This window comes from Sinorhizobium sp. (assembly GCF_059070375.1).
This window is the reverse complement of the sequence record NZ_JCACWC010000003.1, coordinates 1370130-1390261: the sequence shown is the minus strand read 5'-3', so window position 1 is coordinate 1390261 and position 20132 is coordinate 1370130. Positions and strand designations below refer to the sequence as shown.

Sequence of the window (20132 nt, the reverse complement as noted above, 5' to 3'; positions counted from 1 at the left end):
GCTCCGCCGCGCCAAAGACAACGGCAAGAATGACGACCACCGGTTGAGCCGATTCGAATGTTGCCGCTTGGTTGCGGTCGAGCGCGATATAGCTATTTTCGATCAAACCCCTTGACCGCGCCCGAATCCCTGTCCATGTCGTGGCGTCGGTATTGGCGCGCAGGGTCGCCAAACAAGTTGTCTCAGAGAATGTCGATGAATGTTGTAGTGGTGGAATCGCCTTCCAAGGCCAAGACGATCAACAAGTACCTGGGCCCAGGCTACAAGGTGCTTGCCTCGTTCGGCCATGTGCGTGACCTGCCTGCCAAGGACGGATCGGTTCGCCCCGACGAAGACTTCGAGATGTCCTGGGAGGTCGACGGCGCCTCTGCCAAGCGGATGAAGGACATCGCCGATGCGGTGAAATCGTCCGACGGTCTCATTCTCGCAACCGACCCCGACCGCGAGGGCGAGGCGATCTCCTGGCATGTGCTCGACCTTCTCAGGAAGAAGAAGGTCATCGGCGACAAACCGGTCAAGCGCGTCGTCTTCAATGCGATCACCAAGAAGGCCGTGCTCGATGCGATGGCCGAACCCCGCGACATCGATGCCTCGCTGGTCGACGCATATCTCGCACGCCGCGCTCTCGACTACCTCGTCGGCTTCAATCTTTCGCCCGTGCTCTGGCGCAAGCTGCCGGGCGCACGCTCCGCGGGCCGGGTGCAATCGGTGGCGCTGCGCCTCGTCTGTGACCGCGAGGCGGAAATCGAGCGCTTCGTCACCGAAGAATACTGGAACATCTCGGCGCTTCTGAAGACACCGCGCGGCGACGAATTCGAAGCGCGCCTCGTTTCGGCCGACGGCAAGCGGCTGCCGCCGAAGGCGATCGGCAATGGCGAGGAAGCCAACCGGTTGAAGTCCCTGCTCGAAGGCGCGAGCTACGTCGTGGAGAGCGTCGAGGCAAAGCCGGTCAAGCGCAACCCCTCCCCGCCCTTCACCACTTCGACGCTGCAGCAGGCCGCCTCCTCGAAACTCGGCTTCTCGGCATCGCGCACCATGCAGGTTGCGCAGAAGCTCTATGAAGGCGTCGATATCGGCGGAGAAACCGTAGGTCTCATCACCTATATGCGTACGGACGGCGTGCAGATGGCGCCGGAAGCGATCGCCGCCGCGCGCCAGGCGATCGGCAGCCAGTTCGGAGAGCGCTATCTTCCGGAAAAGCCGCGCTTCTATTCCACCAAGGCAAAGAACGCCCAGGAAGCGCACGAGGCCATTCGCCCGACGGATTTCGACCGCACGCCGGACCAGGTTCGGCGCTTCCTCGACGGCGACATGCTCAGACTCTACGATCTCGTCTGGAAGCGCGGCATCGCGAGCCAGATGGCATCTGCGGAGATCGAGCGCACCACCGCCGAGATCGTTGCCGACAATGCCGGCAAGAAGGCGGGCCTCAGGGCAACCGGTTCGGTCATCCGCTTCGACGGCTTCATCGCAGCCTATACCGACATGAAGGAAGACGGCGAGCAGTCGGATGACGGCGACGAGGGCGGCCGCCTTCCGGAAATCAACGCGCGCGAAAATCTTGCCAAGCAGAAGATCAACGCCAGCCAGCACTTCACCGAGCCGCCGCCGCGCTATTCGGAAGCGACGCTCATCAAGAAGATGGAAGAACTCGGCATCGGCCGTCCGTCCACCTATGCGGCGACCGTCACGACCCTCATCGACCGCGACTATGTGGAAATCGACAAGCGCAAGCTGGTGCCGCAGGCGAAGGGCCGTCTGGTCACGGCGTTCCTCGAAAGCTTCTTCACCCGCTATGTCGAATATGACTTCACCGCGTCGCTCGAGGAGAAACTGGACCAGATTTCGGCGGGCGAGCTCAATTGGAAGGACGTGCTGCGCGACTTCTGGAAGGACTTCTTCTCCCAGATCGAGGACACCAAGGAACTGCGCGTCACCAACGTGCTCGATGCGCTCAACGAGGAATTGGCACCGCTCGTGTTCCCGAAGCGGGAAGATGGCGGCGACCCGCGCCTTTGTCAGGTCTGCGGCACCGGCAAACTGTCCCTGAAACTCGGAAAGTACGGCGCTTTCGTCGGATGCTCCAACTACCCGGAATGCAACTACACGCGCCAACTCTCCTCCGACAGCAGCGGTGACGCCGAAGCAGCCGCAGCGAACGAGCCGCAAAGCCTCGGCAAGGATCCGCATACCGGCGAGGAGATCACGCTACGCAACGGCCGCTTCGGCCCCTATGTTCAGCGCGGCGACGGCAAGGAGGCGAAACGCGCCAGCCTGCCGAAGGGCTGGACGCCTGCAGCGATCGATCATGAGAAGGCCCTGGCTCTTCTCTCCTTGCCGCGCGACATCGGGCCGCATCCGGAAAGCGGAAAGATGATCTCCACCGGCATCGGCCGTTATGGCCCCTTCGTGCTTCACAACGGCACCTATGCCAATCTGGAGTCGGTCGAAGACGTCTTCTCGATCGGTCTGAACCGCGCGATTTCCGTCCTTGCCGACAAGCAGTCCAAGGGCGCCGGCGGCGGTCGCACCGCCGCGGCGGCCCTCAAGGAGCTTGGGGAACATCCGGACGGCGGCGCGATTACTGTTCGCGACGGACGCTTCGGACCCTATGTCAACTGGGGCAAGGTGAATGCCACGCTGCCGCGGGGCAAGGACCCGCAATCGGTGACGGTCGAGGAAGCGCTTGCGCTCATCGCCGAGCGCGAAGCGAAGGGCGGCGTGACCAAGGGCAAGGCGGCAAAGGGAAAATCGGCCGCGGCAAAATCGGCCGGAGCGAAGTCTGCCAAGGCTGCATCGGCCGGAACCGCGAAAGCGGAGAAGCCGAAATCAGCAGCGAAGACGAAAACGAAAGCGGCCGCGAAGGCCAAGAAGGACTGACTTTGACCAGGATTCCGCGCGACCCGACCGAAACGCCCGCAAAGGGCGCAGGCAAAAAGTCCGGCCGCGCGGCCAGGACGGCACCGGCCGGAGAAAAGGAGACGATCGTTCACGGCGTCGTTCCTTCCCGCGAGGTGCTGATGCGCTTCATCGCCGAGAACCCGCAACACGCCTCGAAGCGCGATATCGCCAAGGCGTTTGGCCTGAAGGGCGAAGCACGGGTAGAGCTCAAGCGATTGCTGCGCTCGCTCGAGGAGGACGGACTCCTCGAGAAGAAGCGCAAGTCGCTCGTTCGTCCCGGCGGGCTCCCGCCCGTCACCGTTCTTGACATTACCATTCGCGATGTCGATGGCGACCTGATCGGCCGCCCGGCCGAGTGGCTCGACGACGACGGCGTCGCGCCCGCAGTCCTGATCAAGCAATCAAGCGTCGCCAGGGCCAAGGGCAAGACGCCCGTAGGCGGTCTCGGCGACCGGGTGCTCGCAAAGATTTTCCCGGCCAAGGAACGCGGCGGCCCCGCCTATACCGCGCGTATCATCAAGGTGCTCGACAAGCGCAAGGACGCGGTGCTCGGCGTCTTCCGCGCCACGCCGGGTGGTGGCGGCCGACTGATGCCGATCGACAAGCGGGGCGAGGAACTCCTCATCGATCCGGACTTCACCGGCGACGCCAAGGAAGGCGATCTCGTCGAAGCGCATCTCTCGCGGATCGGCCGCTACGGTCTGCCGCGCGCGCAGGTGCAGAACGTCATCGGCTCGGTCGCATCTGAAAAGGCGATCTCGATGATCGCCATCCATGCGCATGGTATCCCGCACGTCTTTCCGGAGAAGGTGTTGCAGGAGGCGGAAGCCGCGCGTCCTGCAACAATGGCCCATCGCGAGGATTGGCGCACCCTGCCGCTCATCACCATAGACCCGGCAGACGCCAAGGATCACGACGACGCGGTCTACGCGGAGCCGGATCCGTCGCCGGACAATCCCGGCGGCGTCATCGTCACCGTCGCGATCGCCGACGTCTCCTGGTACGTCCGGGCACGCTCGGCACTCGATCTCGAGGCGTTGAAACGCGGCAACTCGGTCTATTTTCCGGACCGGGTCGTACCGATGCTGCCCGAACGTATATCCAACGACCTCTGCTCCCTGAAGGAAGGCGTCGACCGCCCGGCGCTTGCGGTCCGGATGCGCTTTTCCAAGGAAGGCCGCAAGGCCGGCCATACGTTTCACCGCATCATGATGCGGAGCGCGGCCAAGCTCTCGTACCAACAGGCGCAGACCGCGATCGACGGTGCTCCCGACGACAAGACCGGCCCCATACTGGATACGATCCTCAAACCGCTCTGGGAAGCCTATCGTATCCTCACACGCGGAAGGGAGCGCCGTCAGCCGCTCGAACTCGACGTGCCGGAGCGCAAGATCATCCTGAAACCGGACGGAACGGTCGATCGGGTGTTCGTGCCGGAACGCCTCGATGCGCACAAGCTCATCGAAGAGATGATGATACAGGCGAATGTCGCCGCCGCCGAGACGCTGGAACAGAAGCGTCAGGTTCTGATCTATCGTGTCCACGACCAGCCGTCGCTCGCCAAGCAGGAGAGCCTTCGCGAATTCCTTGCGACACTCGAGATCGCGCTCGCCAAAGGTGGCAACATGCGGGCGAACCATTTCAACGGGATTCTCGCCAAGGCCGACGGAAAACCTTACGAGACGATCGTGAACCAGATGGTACTGCGCTCGCAAAGCCAGGCGATCTACAGCCCGGAAAATATCGGTCATTTCGGCCTGAACCTGCTGCGCTACGCCCACTTCACCTCGCCGATCCGGCGCTACGCGGATCTGATCGTGCACCGCGCGCTCGTTTCCGCGCTCGGGCTCGGCGATGGCGGCATCATGCCCGAGGAAGAAGCGACGCTCGACGATATCGCCGCCGAAATCTCGACCTTCGAGCGGCGTGCCATGGCGGCTGAACGCGATACCGTCGATCGCCTGATCGCGCATCATCTGAACGGCCGCGTCGGCGAGGAGTTCGACGGACGGGTTTCCGGCGTCACAAAGGCGGGACTATTTGTCACTCTCCCCGCCTATGGCGCCGACGGATTCATCCCTATATCTACGCTCGGGCGCGACTATTTCATCTATGATGAAGCGCATCAGGCCCTTTCCGGCGAGAAGTCCGGGCTGGGCTACCGTCTCGGAGACCCGGTGCAGGTCAAGCTTGTAGAAGCGGTGCCGTTGGCCGGTGCACTCCGTTTCGAAATGCTGAGCGAGGGACGAAAGATGCCGACGGCAATGCGTTCCTTCCACAAGGCCGGCCGCCGCGACCGGACGGGTGCACGCAAACGGCCGGGGACGCGACCGCCCCGCGGCAGGCACTGACAGCCGGACGCGCGACGTCCGGCACGAGGATGGGACATGAAGGCAACGGCGACAGACATGCTTCAGCTCGGCGGAGCGGAGGGCGACAAAAGGCCTGTCGGCCGCTCGATCAAGCGGGGCCTTTTCGGGACCTGTCCGGCCTGCGGCCGTGGCCGGTTGTTCCGCGCCTTCCTTAAATCGGTGGACGCCTGCGACGCTTGCGGCGAACGCATGGACCACCACCGCGCCGACGACTTCCCGCCCTATATCGTCGTCACGATCGTCGGCCATGCCGTGCTCGGCGGTTATATGATGACCGATCTCGTGCTGCCGCTTACGACATGGCAGCATCTCGCTATATGGGCGCCGGTTACGCTTGCCAGTTCGCTCGCCCTGATGCAGCCGGTCAAGGGCGCGGTCATCGGCCTGCAGTGGGCGTTGAGAATGCACGGTTTCGGCGGTCACGACGATCTGCCTGAAGACGTCCTTCCGCCGCGAGATCCTTCGGCATGACCCCGGAGCGGCTTGGCGGCCGCGCTTTCGCACTCGACGCCGAAGCGGAGAGTTGTCCGACGGTCAGGACGCGCGATGCGGCCTCCATCATGCTTCTCGACAGATCGGGCAAGGACATTCGCGTGCTGATGGGCAAACGCCACAGCGCCCACGTCTTCATGCCGGACCTTTACGTCTTCCCGGGTGGCCGCCGCGATCCCGGCGACCATCGCCTGAGATTTGACGGCGATCTTCATCCGGCGGTTCTGCGATCCCTCAGGGCAGGCGAAGGGCGGGCTATCACGGTGGCTCGCGCACGCGCGCTAGCACTTGCGGCCGCGAGAGAACTCTACGAAGAAGCCGGGATAAGCCTCGGCCGGACACACGAGCGCCAAGGCTCGGCGCTTCCGTTTCTTCCCGATCTTTCGAATTTGCGCTATATGGCGCGGGCCATTACTCCTCCGGGACTGCCGAGGCGATTTGACACGCGGTTCTTTGCCGTTTTCGCGGACGAGGCTGAGATCGATCCCTCACTGGTGGCGGAAAGCCGGGAGCTTCAGGATTTGCAATGGATCGATGTCAACGACTTTTCCGCGCTTCGCGTGCCGGAGATCACCGCGATCATCCTCTCGGATCTGAGAAACGATCTCGAATCGGATCCTTCGCTTCCGCCTGAAAGAACCGTTCCATTTTATTTTACGCGCCATGGGCGCTTTCACCGTACGCTTCTCTGAGGGCCCTATCGCATGTCGAAGCCGCCGCCCGGTACGTCAAGACCGGTTGACGAAATCCACTGGCCTTCATTGATCGCCGCGCTCGCGTCGATCACTGCCGTCGGCATCGCGATCGGCCTGGGGCTCCCGCTGCTCAGCGTCATCATGGAAAAGCGGGGCATCGCGCCCACGCTGAACGGGCTGAATGCAGCAATGGCCGGCCTCGCATCGATGGCCGCCGCCCCGTTTACCATGAAATTCGCCCATCGCCACGGCGTCGCTCCGACCATGCTGCTGGCAATAGTGTTTGCGGCGGCGAGCTCGCTCGGTTTCTACTACCTCACGAATTTCTGGCTCTGGTTTCCCCTGCGCATCGTCTTTCACGGCGCGATCACTGTCCTCTTCATCCTTTCGGAGTTCTGGATCAACGCCACCGCGCCCCCCAACAGGCGCGGCTTCGTGCTCGGGATCTACGGCACGGTACTCTCGCTCGGCTTCGCGAGCGGTCCCCTGCTCTTCTCGATCCTGGGCAGCGAAGGCTTCCTGCCCTTCGCGGTCGGCGCGGGCGTCATCCTGCTTTCCGCGATTCCGATCTTTCTCGCGCGCAATGAAAGCCCGGTGCTGGACGAAAAGCCGAAACGCCATTTCATGCGTTATGTCTTGCTGGTGCCGACCGCGACGGCCGCCGTCTTCATCTTCGGGGCGGTGGAATATGGCGGCCTTTCCCTGTTTCCAATCTTCGGGACACGGGCGGGCTTCAGCGAATCGCAGGCAGCGCTGCTGCTGACGGTCATGGGCGTCGGCAATTTCATCTTTCAGATCCCCCTCGGTATGCTTTCCGACCGCGTGAAGGACCGCCGTACGATCCTGTCGGCGCTGACCCTGATCGGGCTCGTAGGCGCCCTGTTCCTGCCTATGCTGGTCGAAAACTGGTTTCTGATGGCGCTTGTTCTTCTGTTCTGGGGCGGATGCGTCTCCGGTCTCTATACGGTCGGCCTCAGCCACCTCGGCTCCCGTCTCCAGGGATCAGACCTTGCGGCCGCCAACGCCGCCTTCGTGTTCTCCTACGCGGTCGGTACGGTAGCGGGTCCGCAGGTGATCGGGGCGGCCATGGATGTGACGGGCAATGACGGATTTGCCTGGGCAATCGCCGGCTTCTTCGGGCTTTATGTCGTACTTTCCCTGGTCCGCATCGTTTTGAAACCAAAACGGTCTTGACTTTTCGATCGTGATTTGTAGTTTCGCGGCAACTTGACCGTGGCCCGCAATAGGTTGTCCACGGCTTTCAATTTTTCATAAAGGCAGGACGACCATGGCGAAAGCTACCACCATCAAGATCAAGCTGCTGTCGACGGCCGACACCGGTTACTTCTACGTCACCACCAAGAACAGCCGCACGATGACCGACAAGATGACGAAGACGAAATACGATCCGGTCGCGAAGAAGCACGTCGAATTCAAGGAAGCCAAGATCAAGTAAGGTCGCCGCTTTCTTCGATCCAAAAGCGCCGCCCGCGGGGCCGGCGCTTTTTCTTTGCCCTCTCCGGAGGGACGGAACGAAGGGATAAAACGAAAACGCCGCCTCTTTCGAAGCGGCGTTTTCGAATGGGGGTCGACTGGTCCGGTTGCAGCACGAGGAATCCGCAAGTCCGAGGCCAGCCGACCGACCCCACGACCCAGGAGATGCGGCGGACCTGAGCATCATGGGGTAACCGAATTCTGTGGAAGTTTCCTTCCTCGCTTATCAGCATTGCCTGAAACTAAAAAAAAATCAACGCATTCTTAATCGCCGAGCAGGGGTTGCTCGGTGTTTGGTTAATTCTGTTCCAAAATCGGACAGTGTCGCCTGCGGATGTGCTTACTCCGGCACGGCCGCGCGAAGAAGAGCGCAACTGGAAGAGCCCGCGAGGCCCTGAATAGCACAGCATGTGCGGCGGATCAGGCCGCGGCAGCGACAACCCGGTTCCGTCCGCCGTTCTTCGCCTGATAGAGCGCCGTGTCGGCGCGCTTCAGCAAAGCCTCGGCCGTATCGCCATCCGGCCTCAGGGTTGCAATGCCGAGCGAAGCCGTCACGTTCAGGACCGTCGCGGCCTGCGGAATGTCGAAGCCACGGCTCTCGACCGCCAGTCGGAGTCTCTCCGCAACGATCGCTGCCATTTCGGGCGTCGTATCCGGCATGACGACCACGAACTCCTCCCCGCCGAAACGGCAGGCGAGATCCGCGCCGCGCACCGTGGCGCGAACGCGGTTGGCAAATTCGCGCAGTACATCGTCACCGGCATCATGACCGTAGGTGTCGTTCACACGCTTGAAGCGATCGATATCCGTGATGCAGATCGACAGCGGACGCCCCCTTGTGGTTGCGCGATCGATCAGCAGCTTCAGGTGGTTTTCCAGATAGCGCCTGTTGTGGAGGCCGGTGAGATCATCGGTCACGGCCAATTCGATCGTCTGTTGTACACTGGCGCGCAGGCGATCGTTGCAATGCTTGCGCCGGATCTGCGTTAGGCAACGGGCGACAAGTTCGTTCGGATCGACGGGGCGCATGATGTAGTCCGTCACGCCCAGTTCGAGTGCGCGGACGATTCTCTCATCGTTTCCCTGCTCGGTTACCAGCAGGATCGGAATGAAGCGGGTCCGCTCGAGCGACCGCAATTGCGAACACAGACGCAAGGGGTCGTAATCGTCGAAATTCGCGTTGACGATGATCAGGTCGAAACTGCTTTCGGCAGCCTCGAACAGAGCGGCCTGCGGGTCCGATATGACGGCGACATCGGCGATCGGCTTCAGGGCACGCGTCAGCCGCTCCTGTGAGGAAGCACGGCCATCGACGAGCAGAACGCTGCCGGGCTCGTCCGGCCGATCGACGCGGGCCGTCTCCTGCAGCCCGATCGTTTGTGCCGTCTGAGCTCTGAGACGCAGCTCGTCGCTGACGTTCTTCAGGCGTACGAGACTCTTCACGCGCGACATCAGCTGCAGATCGTTCACGGGCTTGGTCAGGAAGTCGTCCGCGCCGGCCTTCAGCCCGCGCACGCGATCGGACGGCTGGTCGAGTGCCGTTATCATCACGACCGGAATATGCGCGGTCCGGCTGTTCGCCTTCAATCTTTCACAGACCTCGAAACCGTCCATCCCCGGCATCATGACATCGAGCAGGACCAGATCCACCGGCGTCTTTTCGCATGTCGCCAAGGCGGCATTCCCGTCCGGAGCCGTCAGCACGTCGAAATATTCGGCCACCAGCCGCGCTTCCAGGAGCTTCACATTGGCTGGTACGTCATCAACGACGAGGATGCGCGCAGTCATATCGATCTTTCCGGCAGTCAGGCATCGCCCAGATATGTTTTGATGGTCTCAATGAATTTTGGAACGGAAATCGGCTTGGAAACATAGGCCTCGCATCCCCCTTGGCGGATGCGCTCCTCGTCGCCCTTCATGGCAAAAGCGGTTACGGCAATAACCGGAATCACGTGAAGCTCATCGTCTTCCTTGAGCCATTTCGTGACCTCGAGGCCGGAAACCTCCGGCAACTGGATGTCCATCAGAATCAGGTCGGGACGGTGCTTGCGCGCGAGTTCGAGGGCTTCCATGCCGTTGCGCGTCTGGATCGTCGCGTAGCCCGAAGCCTCAATCAGGTCGCGGAAGAGCTTCATATTCAGCTCGTTATCCTCAACAATCATCACCTGTTTGGGCATGTCGATCCCTTGCTGTCTGCCGCCGCCTTGCAAGTCTCCGGGAGAGATTTAAGTTGCAACAACGGCGACTCGACCCTTTTCGTCGATCGCCAGGCTAGCGCGATTTGGTTGAAAAATAGGTAATTGCGGCCGGCAAACGAGAAGAGAGCGGATATCATGAAGAACGCTGAGGATACGGCGATCGCCATCCTGACCTGGCTCGCGAACGAGCCTGAGCTGATGTCGCGCTTTCTGGCGCTCACCGGCACCGATCCCGCCTCCCTGCGCGGCGCCGTCGGCGAGCCGGCCTTCATGGGTGGCATCGTTGCGTTCCTGATGGAGCACGAGCCGACGCTGATGGCCTTCTGCAACGAAACGCAAACCTCGCCGGACGAGGTCGTTCGGGCGCACCATGCCCTCTCCGGCCCGCGCGATTTCGAGGAAGGCTGAATGCTGCCGGCACGCGGCGTGCGCAGCGCGGTGCACCGCCCGATGCCGAGTGCGCCGTGCCGACTAAAGAGCATCCCGAAGTCCGGCCGGCGATCGGCCGGCACCGTCTCAAGTTTAACAACGATATCCAAAACAGCCTCCAGCCGCCGCCTTGAGACTCAGCAGCGTAGAGCGTAAAGTCGCCGCGTTCAACATTTGTTCCGGATATGATCGACAGCGCCGCCCCACCCTCCGGCTTCTGCCGTGACTGCCTCAAGGAGCAAGCCGCCCAGGCACGGCGGTGCCTCGCCTGCGGCAGTCCGCGGCTCCTCCGGCACCCCGAACTCTACCGGCTGACCCTGGCGCACATCGACTGCGACGCCTTCTATGCCTCGGTCGAGAAGCGCGACAATCCGGAGCTCGCCGACAAGCCCGTGATCATCGGCGGCGGTAAGCGTGGCGTCGTCTCCACGGCCTGTTACATTGCCCGCATCCACGGCGTGCGCTCCGCCATGCCTATGTTCAAAGCCCTCGAAGCCTGTCCGCAAGCCGTGGTGATCAGGCCCGACATGGAGAAATACGTGCGCGTCGGGCGGGAAGTCAGAGCGATGATGCAGGAGCTGACGCCTCTCGTGCAGCCGCTGTCGATAGATGAGGCCTTTCTCGATCTGAGCGGCACCGAGCGGCTTCATCACGATCCGCCCGCTCGAACGCTTGCCCGCTTCGCCAGGCGTGTGGAGCAGGAAATCGGCATCACCGTCTCCGTCGGGCTCTCCTACTGCAAATTCCTGGCCAAGGTCGCCTCGGACCTTCAGAAGCCGCGCGGCTTTTCGGTCATCGGCCAGGCCGAAGCCATCGATTTCCTGAAAGCCAAACCCGTTACACTCATCTGGGGCGTCGGCAAGGCCTTCGCCGCCACGCTCGAAAGGGACGGAATCCGCGCGATCGGGCAGCTCCAGACGATGGAAGAGGCGGACCTCATGCGCCGCTACGGCACGATGGGCCGGCGGCTCTACAGGCTCTCGCGCGGCCTGGACGAAAGATCCGTGGAAATCGAAGGCGAAGCGAAGAGCGTCTCCTCCGAGACGACCTTCAACGACGACCTGGCGCGCCAGGAAGACCTCGTAACGCATCTGAGGGGCCTCAGCGAACAAGTGGCATTCCGCTTGCGAAAATCCGCCCTCGCCGGACAGACGGTGGTGCTGAAGCTCAAGACCGCGGACTTCAAGACCCGCACGCGCAACCGCAGGCTGGACAGCCCCACCCGCCTTGCCGACCGCATCTTCCGCACCGGCCTGCAGCTGCTCGAGAAGGAGGTCGACGGGACGAAATACCGGCTGATCGGGATCGGCGTCAGCGATCTGGCCGATCCCGACCTCGCCGATCCGCCGGATCTTGTCGATCCGCAGGCATCCCGGCGTGCCGCCGCCGAGGACGCGATCAACAAGCTGCGCGACAAGTTCGGCAGGACGAGCGTCGAGACCGGCTACACATTCGGCAAGGGGCGGCGCCGGCAATAGCCCGACCGGACGGCTGACGCATCGTATGGGGCAATTCCTTAAATATTGAACGCTAGCCTGCTTCCACGGCTCCGTCGTCCGTTTTGCGGTGCCGCCACTGTCTGAATGAGGGTAGGTGTTGCGTTTCGCTCTCCGGATGGGATTCGCGGTTTTCGTCATGGCGTCGCCGTCCGCGCTTGCGGCCGGCGCCAAGGCGCCGTTGCAGATCGTCGTCTCGAGGGAGCAGCAGTCCCTCGTCGTCTATGACGGCGACACGGTGGTCGCCACGTCGAAAGTGTCCACCGGCAAGGCCGGGCACACGACGCCGACGGGCATCTTCTCGATCCTGGAGAAGCGCCGACGTCACGAGTCGAACATCTATTCGAATGCGCCGATGCCATTCATGCAGCGGCTTACCTGGTCCGGCATTGCGCTGCATGGCTCAAACCATGTACCGGATTATCCGGCTTCGCACGGTTGCGTGCGGCTGCCGAGCAAATTCGCGGCGAGCCTGTTCAAGATGACGGGCTACGGCATGCATGTGGTCATATCGGATCGGCAGATCGCCCCGGTCGAGGTCGCGCACGAAATGCTTTTCCAGCCGAGCCAGTCGCGACCGCAGGGACCTGCCCTGTCGGACGTCCCCCTGCGGCCGGCGATCGGGGAGTTCAACCGGAGCGCAGTTGAAGTCGCCATGACCGATAAACGCCCCTCGCCCGTCACATCCGACGAGGCGAAGGCCCCGATACGTATTCTGATTACCCGGCGCGGTACGCAGGAGAGCGTGCGCGACCTCCAGACGCTCCTCAATACGCTCGGCTACGATGCAGGTCTGCCGGATGGATTCAACGGTCCGGCAACGGCCGCCGCAATCGAAGCGTTCCAAAGGGCCGAAGCTCTGCCCGACGATGGCAAGATAACGCCGGAGCTGATCGAAGCCGTCTTTCGCAAGGCGGGCCGCAGTGCACCGTTGAATGGCGTGTTGCGAGTGCGCCGGCAATTCCAGCCGCTTTTCGAAGCCGAGATTGCCATCGCGGAGCCGGAAATGGCGCTCGGGACACATCTGCTGCAGTTCCAGGATCTCGACACGAAAACCGGACAGGGCAAGTGGTTCGGCATGTCGCTCGAGAACAAGCTGCCGAAAACGACCAAGAAGCGACTTAGCATCACAGCGGAAGGCGAGCCCGACACGCTGGAGCGAACGCTGAGCCGCCTCACCGTGCCCGAAGACGTCCGCGAACGCCTCGCCGGCCTCCTTGCAAACGGCTCGTCACTCTCGATCACCGATACCGAATCGGGGCTGGAGACGGGCAAGGGAACGGATTTCATCACCGTGACGAGGGAGCGGCGCGGGTGAAAGGCATGGGGTGATTTCCGCACCCCGGTTTGCCCTTATCGCCCTGCCGGGACCTTCTCCCCGCAAGCGGGGCGAAGAGACAAGCGGCAAGCGCCCGCTTTTCGAGGGGGTGATATAGTAGCCTATCAATGGACAAGACATAGAGCAGCTCAAAGTGCTGCAGCGACCTTTGCGTGTCTGATAAGACGCGGCGGCGCTGTAAGAAACTTTTCGGAGAGCTCTGTGCTTGTCACAGAGATGAGGTGGAGAGGGTGCGGCCCCTCGGCGCGCTTCATAAACCGTGAAGATAGCGAGGCGACACGACGGGTCCCGGGTCACGCCCGTATGCAGCGTCCCGCTTCGCTTCGATGTAGTAGCCGCACATCCCAGTTCCTCATTCCTGTGCTTGTCACAGGAATCCAGCCAGACCAAGTCCTTGGGCTGAAACAGCTCTTCCCGCGCCGCAGACGCGGCGCTGCTGGATCCCTGTGACGAGCACAGGGATGAGGCGAGGAGAGCATTGCAGTCCTCCGATACGTTTCCTACAGCGCCGCGCGCCTTACGCGCAAGGTCGCTGTAGCACTGTGAGCTGCTGCATGTTTTTGTCCTTTGATCGGCTACGATCAAAGGACAAATGGAGTGGCGCACGGTCGGTACTCGAGATATTCAAGCGACAAAACCGACCCGAGCTTCAACGCCATTATCCATCTCGCTGCCGTCATAAACTCAAAATGAATCTCGACATGCCCTAAACCAGCTCGACGTCCACCACCCCGGGAGCGGAGCGAAGGGCGGCGGCGATCTCGGGTGAGATCCGGTATTTCTCGTTGAGCTCGACTTCGATCTCCCGCTGCCCGTTGTCCTTGATGACGATAAAGGAAACCAGGCCGTCCCCCTTGGCGTTCAGATGCGAGGCGATGGAGCGCAGCGGTCCGCAGTCGCGCACATAGACGCGCAAGGCCTTCTGCATCTGCAGCGATTCTTCCTCGAGCGAACGCAGGGTTCGGATGCGGAGGCCGATCCCTTCCGGCCGCTCTTCGGCGTCGACCGTCATCACCAGCGATTTGCCGGGCTCCAGAAGGTCGCGATACTGGTTCAGCATTTCGGAGAAGAGTACGGCCTCGAATTGGCCCGAAGCGTCCGAGAAGGCGACGATCCCCATCTTGTTGCCGGTGCGCGTCTTGCGTTCCTGCTTCGACGTCACCGTCCCGGCGAGGCGGCCCGCCGCCGCTCCCTGTTTTACGGCTGCCGAGAAATCCGCAAATGTCTGCACGCGCATCTTGGCGAGCAGATTGTTGTAGGTGTCGAGCGGATGGGCGGAGAGATAGAAGCCCAAAACCTGGAACTCGCGATGCAGCTTCTCCGAAGCGAGCCACGGCGTATAGGGCGGGAGCGCGATCTTCTCGGGCCCCGTTGCGGCACCCGCGCCGAACATGTCGCTCTGGCCGCTCACCTTGTTTTCCTGGGCGCGCTGGGCGAAACCGAGGATACGATCGAGGCCGCCGACGAGCTCCGCCCGGTCGTAGCCGAAGCAGTCGAAAGCACCGGCGGCGATCAGACTTTCGAAAACACGCCGGTTCAAGAGCTTCGGATCGATCCTCAGGCAGAAATCTTCGAGACTTGCGAAAGGCCGATCGCCACGCACGGCGACGATGTGGTCGACGGCGGACTCGCCGACGCCTTTGAGGGCGGCGAGCGAATAATAGATGCGGTTGTCGCCGGTCTCGAAGTGGCGGTGCGAGGTCTGCACGGACGGCGCTACCACCTGGATGCCGAGGCGCATCGCGTCCTGGCGGAAATCGTTGATCTTGTCCGTGTTCGACATGTCGAGCGTCATCGACGCTGCGAGGAACTCGACCGGATAATGCGCCTTCATGTAGGCGGTCTGGTAGGAGACGATGGCGTAGGCGGCTGCGTGCGACTTGTTGAAGCCGTAATTGGCGAACTTGGCGAGAAGGTCGAAGATCAGGTCGGCCTGCGGCTTCGAGACGCCATTCTTGACGGCACCGTCAACGAACCGGGCGCGTTGCTTGTCCATCTCCGCCTTGATCTTCTTGCCCATGGCGCGGCGCAGAAGGTCGGCCTCGCCGAGCGAATAGCCCGAGAGCACCTGTGCGATCTGCATCACCTGCTCCTGGTAGACGATGACGCCCTGCGTCTCCTTGAGGAGGTAATCGATCTTCGGATGGATCGATTCGATCTCTTCCTCGCCGTGCTTGCGGGCGTTGTAGACCGGGATGTTCTCCATCGGTCCCGGGCGATAGAGCGCCACAAGCGCGATGATGTCCTCGATGCAGTCCGGGCGCATGCCGATCAGCGCCTTTCGCATGCCGGCGCTTTCCACCTGGAACACGCCGACCGTCTCGCCGCGCGAAAGGGTCTCGTAGGTCTTCAGATCGTCGAGCGGAATGCTTGCCAGGTCGATGTGGATGCCGCGCTTGCCGACGAAGTCGACGGCCGTCTTCAGAACGGTCAGCGTCTTCAGGCCAAGGAAGTCGAACTTCACGAGACCCGCCTGCTCGACCCATTTCATATTGAACTGAGTGACCGGCATGTCGGAGCGCGGATCGCGGTACATCGGCACGAGCTGCGAGAGCGGCCTGTCGCCGATGACGATGCCGGCCGCGTGCGTCGAGGCGTGGCGGTAAAGCCCCTCGATCTTCTGGGCAATGTCGAGGAGGCGGGCAACGACCGGCTCCTTCTCCGCCTCCTCCTGCAGGCGCGGTTCCTCCTCGATCGCCTTGGAAAGCGGCGTCGGGTTGGCGGGATTGTTCGGCACCAGCTTGCAGATCTTGTCGACCTGGCCGTAGGGCATTTCGAGCACGCGGCCGACGTCGCGCAGTGCTGCGCGCGCCTGCAGCGAACCGAAGGTAATGATCTGCGCCACCTGCTCGCGGCCGTATTTCTGCTGCACATAGCGGATGACCTCCTCGCGCCGGTCCTGGCAGAAATCGATGTCGAAATCGGGCATCGATACGCGTTCGGGATTGAGGAAGCGCTCGAAAAGCAGAGAGAAGCGCATCGGGTCGACGTCGGTGATCGTCAGGGCATAAGCGACCAGCGAGCCGGCACCCGAGCCGCGGCCCGGCCCGACCGGAATGTCATGCTGCTTGGCCCATTTGATGAAGTCCGCAACGATGAGGAAGTAGCCCGGAAACTTCATCCGCTCGATGACGCCGAGTTCGAAGGCCAGCCGCTCCCGATAGTCCTCTTCCTTGTAGCCGGGCGCCATGCCGAGTTTGGCGAGCCGGCCCTCCAGCCCCTCCTCCGCCTGCCGGCGCAGCTCCGCCACCTCCGCGCGTTCGGCCTCCTCCGGATCATCCGAAGCGCCGGTAAAGCGCGGCAGGATCGGTCCGCGGGTCTTCAACATGAAGGAGCAGCGCCGCGCCACCTCGATCGTATTCTCCAATGCCTCGGGCAGATCCGCGAAGAGCGCCGCCATCTCCTTGCGGCTCTTCAAATAATGATCCGGGGTCAGACGGAAACGGCTGTCGTCGGACACCATCGCATTGTGAGCGACGGCCATCAGCGCATCGTGGGCATCATAGTCGGACGGCGACGGGAAAAACGCCTCGTTGGTGGCAACGAGCGGAACGTCGAACCGGTAGGCGAGATCGATCATGCGGTTCTCGTGACGCCGGTCGTAATTCCCGTGCCGCTGCAGTTCGACATAGAGGCGATCGCCGAAAAGCTCGATCAAGACTTTCAGGCGTGCCTCGGCCAGGGCCGGCGAACCCGACTTCAGCGCCAAGTCGACCGGGCCGGCTCCCGCCCCGGTCAGCGCGATCAGCCCGGACGTACCGCCTGCGGCGAGCCAGGAGCGGCTTATTCGCGCCTGCTGGTGTCCCTCGCCTTCGAGATAGGCGCGGCTGACGAGCTCTACCAGGCGAGCGTAACCGTCATCGGTCGCCGCGATCAGCACGATCGCGGGAAGCTTGACGAACTGATGCGCGTTTCCACGCCGCTCGCCCTCCGCTTCGTCCTCCATATCGATGGAGAGTTGGCAGCCGATGATCGGTTGCAATCCGTCGTCCGCGGCCTTCTGCGAGAATTCGAGCGCCGCGAATAGATTATTGGTGTCGGCGATGCCGATCGCCGGCTGATCGTCGGCGACCGCCTTGCCGATGATCTTCTTCAAAGGCAGGGCGCCTTCCAGCAACGAATAGGCGGAATGCACCCGCAGGTGAACGAACTGCGGATCCGCCGCAGCCCCTGTGCCGTGCCCGATACTCTGCCCGATACTCTGGTTGCCTGTCATCGCCGCACTCCGATTCTTGTCCGGCGCCGAGGATATCCTGTTTCCCGTCCCAACTGTCCAGTCTCAAGGACGGGCCGCCGGGGTTTTTGCCCGGCGTGTGGTGTTTAGTGTGCGTTCGACAGGAACGCGGAGCACGCTCGATAAATGCCGGTCACAGGCCGAGAGCGATTACCGAGATGCTCACGATGAAAAGGCTCATCGAGGCGAAGGCAGCAAGATCACGTACGAAATCAGCCATAACTTGTCTCCTTTCCGCTACTGTTCCCTTTTTGTTCTAATTTTGTTCGATAGTCAAGGAAGTCTGCATAGAAGGCCCGCTATTCAGTGGCTATGGTTAACGTGCACCGGCGGCCCGCATTCGTGCATGCCCTTCCGAGGGTCGACACGCCTCGAATGGAACATGCAAGGAGCGCAGCCCGAGGCGGGTGACCGCGCCGCGAGTGAGGTCGGAGCCAAGTAGGCGCAGCGGCGGCCGAACTATTTCAGTTCGACGACCTTACCGTCCTCGATGGTGACGCGGCGATCCATGAGTGAAGCGAGTTCGTGATTGTGGGTGGCGATCAGCGCCGCGAGCCCGGACTGGCGCGCCAGGGCTTCCAGCGCCTCGAACACATAGCCGGCCGTCTCGGGGTCGAGGTTGCCGGTCGGCTCGTCCGCCAGAAGGATGAGCGGCGCATTGGCGACCGCCCTGGCGATGGCGACGCGCTGCTGCTCGCCGCCGGAAAGCTCGGTCGGGCGGTGGCTGCCGCGATGGCCGATGCGCATATAGTCCAGGAGGGCCGATGCCCGCTCCGCCGCCTCGGCCTTGGGCAATCCGGCGATCAGTTGCGGCATCATGATGTTCTCCAGCGCCGAGAATTCCGGCAGGAGATGATGGAACTGGTAGACGAAGCCGATCTCGTTGCGGCGGATGGCGGTTCGCCGGTCGTCGCTGAGCCCGTTGCAGGAGGTGCCGTTCACGAGCACCTCGCCCTCGTCCGGGTGTTCGAGCAGCCCGGCGATATGAAGCAATGTCGACTTTCCGGTACCGGACGGGGCCACGAGGGCGACCGTCTCGCCGCTTCGCAACGTCAGGTCGGCTCCCTTGAGGATCGGCAGAAACGTGTCGCCCTCGCCATAGTGCCGCTCGATGCCGGAGAGCTGCAGTGCCACGCGCGCATTCATTTAAGCTGTTGTCCTTGTTATTCGTACCGCAGAGCCTGCACCGGATCGAGGCGCGAGGCGCGCCAGGCCGGGAAGATCGTGGCAAGGAAGGAAAGCGCAAGCGCCATGACGACGACGGTGACGGTCTCGTCGGCGTTCATATCGGCCGGAAGCTGGCTGAGGAAATAGAGCTCCGGATCGAAGAGCGTGGCGCCGGACACCCAGGAGAAGAACTGGCGGATCGACTCGATGTTGAGGCAGACGACGACCCCGAGGACGACGCCCGCGATGGTTCCCGTGACCCCGATTGCGGCGCCCGTCATGAAGAAGATGCGCATCACCGAGCCGGAGGTCGCGCCCATCGTCCTAAGGATCGCGATATCGCTGCCCTTGTCCTTCACCAGCATGATCAGGCCGGAGATGATGTTCAGCGCCGCGACCAGCACGATCAGCGTCAGGATCATGAACATCACGTTCCGTTCCACCTCGAGCGCGGAAAAGAATGTTCTGTTGCGCTCGCGCCAGTCCGTAATGAATATCTGCCGGCCGGCGGCATCCTCCACCGGCTTGCGAAGCTCATCGACCGCGTCCGGATGCTCGGCGAATATCTCGATCGACTGGACGAGGCCTTCGGCATTGAAATAGAGCTGCGCTTCCTCGAGCGGCATGAAGATGATGGTGGCGTCGTATTCCGACATGCCCATCTCGAAGATGGCCGAGACGGTATAGGCCTTGACCCTCGGATTCATGCCCATCGGCGTGACGTCGCCGTTCGGCGAGGTGAGCGTGATCGTCCCACCCACCCGGATGCCCAGCTGCTCGGCCATGCGCGAGCCGATGGCGACGCCGCTGCCCGAGGCGAAGCCGACGAGGTCGCCGGACTGAATATTTCCCGAGATCGACTTCAGCTTGGTGAGGTCGTCGGCGCGTATCCCACGAACGAGCGCACCCGTCGACGCATCGCCCAGGCCTTGCGCGAGAACCTGGCCCTCGACGATCGGAATGGCCATGGTCACGCCCGGAACGGCGGAGAAATTGGTGGCAAGATCGGCATAATTGGTGAGCGGGCCGTCCAAAGGCTGGACGATCATATGGCCGTTCATGCCGAGAATGCGCGAAATGAGCTCGGTTCGGAAGCCGTTCATCACCGCCATGACGATGATCAGCGTTCCCACCCCAAGCATGATCCCTATGAAGGAAAAGCCGGCAATGACCGAGATGAACGCTTCCTTGCGCCGCGAACGCAGGTAGCGCCAGGCGACCATACGCTCGAAGGCGGAGAAGGGACGGCTGGAAGATATGCTGGATGGAGCGGCAGCCTGCACTTGCTCATCCGTCGCCGCGGTCATCATCGATC

General features: G+C 62.4%; 14 protein-coding genes. 9 read left to right on the top strand and 5 right to left on the bottom strand.

Translation table 11 applies throughout. From position 1 onward, the window contains the following. The first annotated feature begins 195 nt into the window (after positions 1-195). From topA to rpmG, 6 genes are all read left to right on the top strand, one after another. Complete coding sequence (topA, locus tag AC5J09_RS18660) at positions 196-2880, top strand: type I DNA topoisomerase (RefSeq protein ID WP_494298194.1); 2685 nt, start codon at positions 196-198, stop codon at positions 2878-2880. Positions 2881-2882: 2 nt separating this feature from the next. Then, positions 2883-5252 (top strand): ribonuclease R, encoded by a 2370-nt coding sequence (rnr, locus tag AC5J09_RS18655; RefSeq protein ID WP_324763252.1) that lies wholly within the window; start codon positions 2883-2885, stop codon positions 5250-5252. A gap of 36 nt (positions 5253-5288) precedes the next feature. Beyond that, the gene (locus AC5J09_RS18650) at positions 5289-5744 is read left to right on the top strand and encodes a DUF983 domain-containing protein (protein ID WP_100672211.1); all 456 of its coding nucleotides are present in this window, start codon (positions 5289-5291) and stop codon (positions 5742-5744) included. Next, positions 5741-6457 (top strand): NUDIX hydrolase, encoded by a 717-nt coding sequence (locus AC5J09_RS18645; protein ID WP_275596417.1) that lies wholly within the window; start codon positions 5741-5743, stop codon positions 6455-6457. The genes AC5J09_RS18650 and AC5J09_RS18645 overlap by 4 nt, the downstream gene beginning before the upstream one ends. Before the next feature lie 12 nt (positions 6458-6469). Continuing rightward, positions 6470-7654, top strand: a complete 1185-nt coding sequence (locus tag AC5J09_RS18640; protein WP_100672209.1) for an MFS transporter — start codon at positions 6470-6472, stop codon at positions 7652-7654. A gap of 94 nt (positions 7655-7748) precedes the next feature. Then, positions 7749-7916 carry a 50S ribosomal protein L33 gene (gene rpmG, locus AC5J09_RS18635; RefSeq protein ID WP_003537640.1) on the top strand — a complete coding sequence of 56 codons (168 nt, stop codon included), beginning with the start codon at positions 7749-7751 and terminating at the stop codon, positions 7914-7916. 458 nt (positions 7917-8374) lie between these two features. On the opposite strand, the gene AC5J09_RS18630 is transcribed toward rpmG, so the two are convergent. Next, complete coding sequence (locus AC5J09_RS18630) at positions 8375-9742, bottom strand: PleD family two-component system response regulator (protein WP_324763251.1); 1368 nt, start codon at positions 9740-9742, stop codon at positions 8375-8377. 17 nt (positions 9743-9759) lie between these two features. Continuing rightward, the gene (locus AC5J09_RS18625) at positions 9760-10131 is read right to left on the bottom strand and encodes a response regulator (RefSeq protein ID WP_003537642.1); all 372 of its coding nucleotides are present in this window, start codon (positions 10129-10131) and stop codon (positions 9760-9762) included. A gap of 156 nt (positions 10132-10287) precedes the next feature. On the opposite strand from AC5J09_RS18625, the gene AC5J09_RS18620 reads away from it, so the two are divergent. From AC5J09_RS18620 to AC5J09_RS18610, 3 genes are all read left to right on the top strand, one after another. Then, positions 10288-10560: a DUF3572 domain-containing protein gene (locus AC5J09_RS18620; RefSeq protein WP_494298193.1), complete on the top strand. Its 273-nt coding sequence runs from the start codon at positions 10288-10290 to the stop codon at positions 10558-10560. Positions 10561-10766: 206 nt separating this feature from the next. Further along, a complete protein-coding gene (locus tag AC5J09_RS18615; RefSeq protein ID WP_494298192.1) occupies positions 10767-12059 on the top strand; it encodes a DNA polymerase IV in 1293 nt (430 codons plus the stop codon). Between the two features lie 118 nt (positions 12060-12177). Beyond that, positions 12178-13395, top strand: a complete 1218-nt coding sequence (locus AC5J09_RS18610) for a L,D-transpeptidase family protein (protein ID WP_494298191.1) — start codon at positions 12178-12180, stop codon at positions 13393-13395. Between the two features lie 727 nt (positions 13396-14122). On the opposite strand, the gene dnaE is transcribed toward AC5J09_RS18610, so the two are convergent. The 3 genes from dnaE to AC5J09_RS18595 form a co-directional block, all read right to left on the bottom strand. Continuing rightward, entirely contained in the window at positions 14123-17632 is a 3510-nt protein-coding gene (gene dnaE / locus AC5J09_RS18605; RefSeq protein WP_494298190.1) for a DNA polymerase III subunit alpha, read from the bottom strand. 477 nt (positions 17633-18109) lie between these two features. Next, on the bottom strand, positions 18110-18796 hold the full coding sequence (locus AC5J09_RS18600; protein ID WP_010969157.1) for an ABC transporter ATP-binding protein: 687 nt from the start codon (positions 18794-18796) through the stop codon (positions 18110-18112). 17 nt (positions 18797-18813) lie between these two features. Beyond that, the gene (locus tag AC5J09_RS18595) at positions 18814-20127 is read right to left on the bottom strand and encodes a lipoprotein-releasing ABC transporter permease subunit (protein ID WP_198516727.1); all 1314 of its coding nucleotides are present in this window, start codon (positions 20125-20127) and stop codon (positions 18814-18816) included. Between the last annotated feature and the right edge of the window lie 5 nt (positions 20128-20132).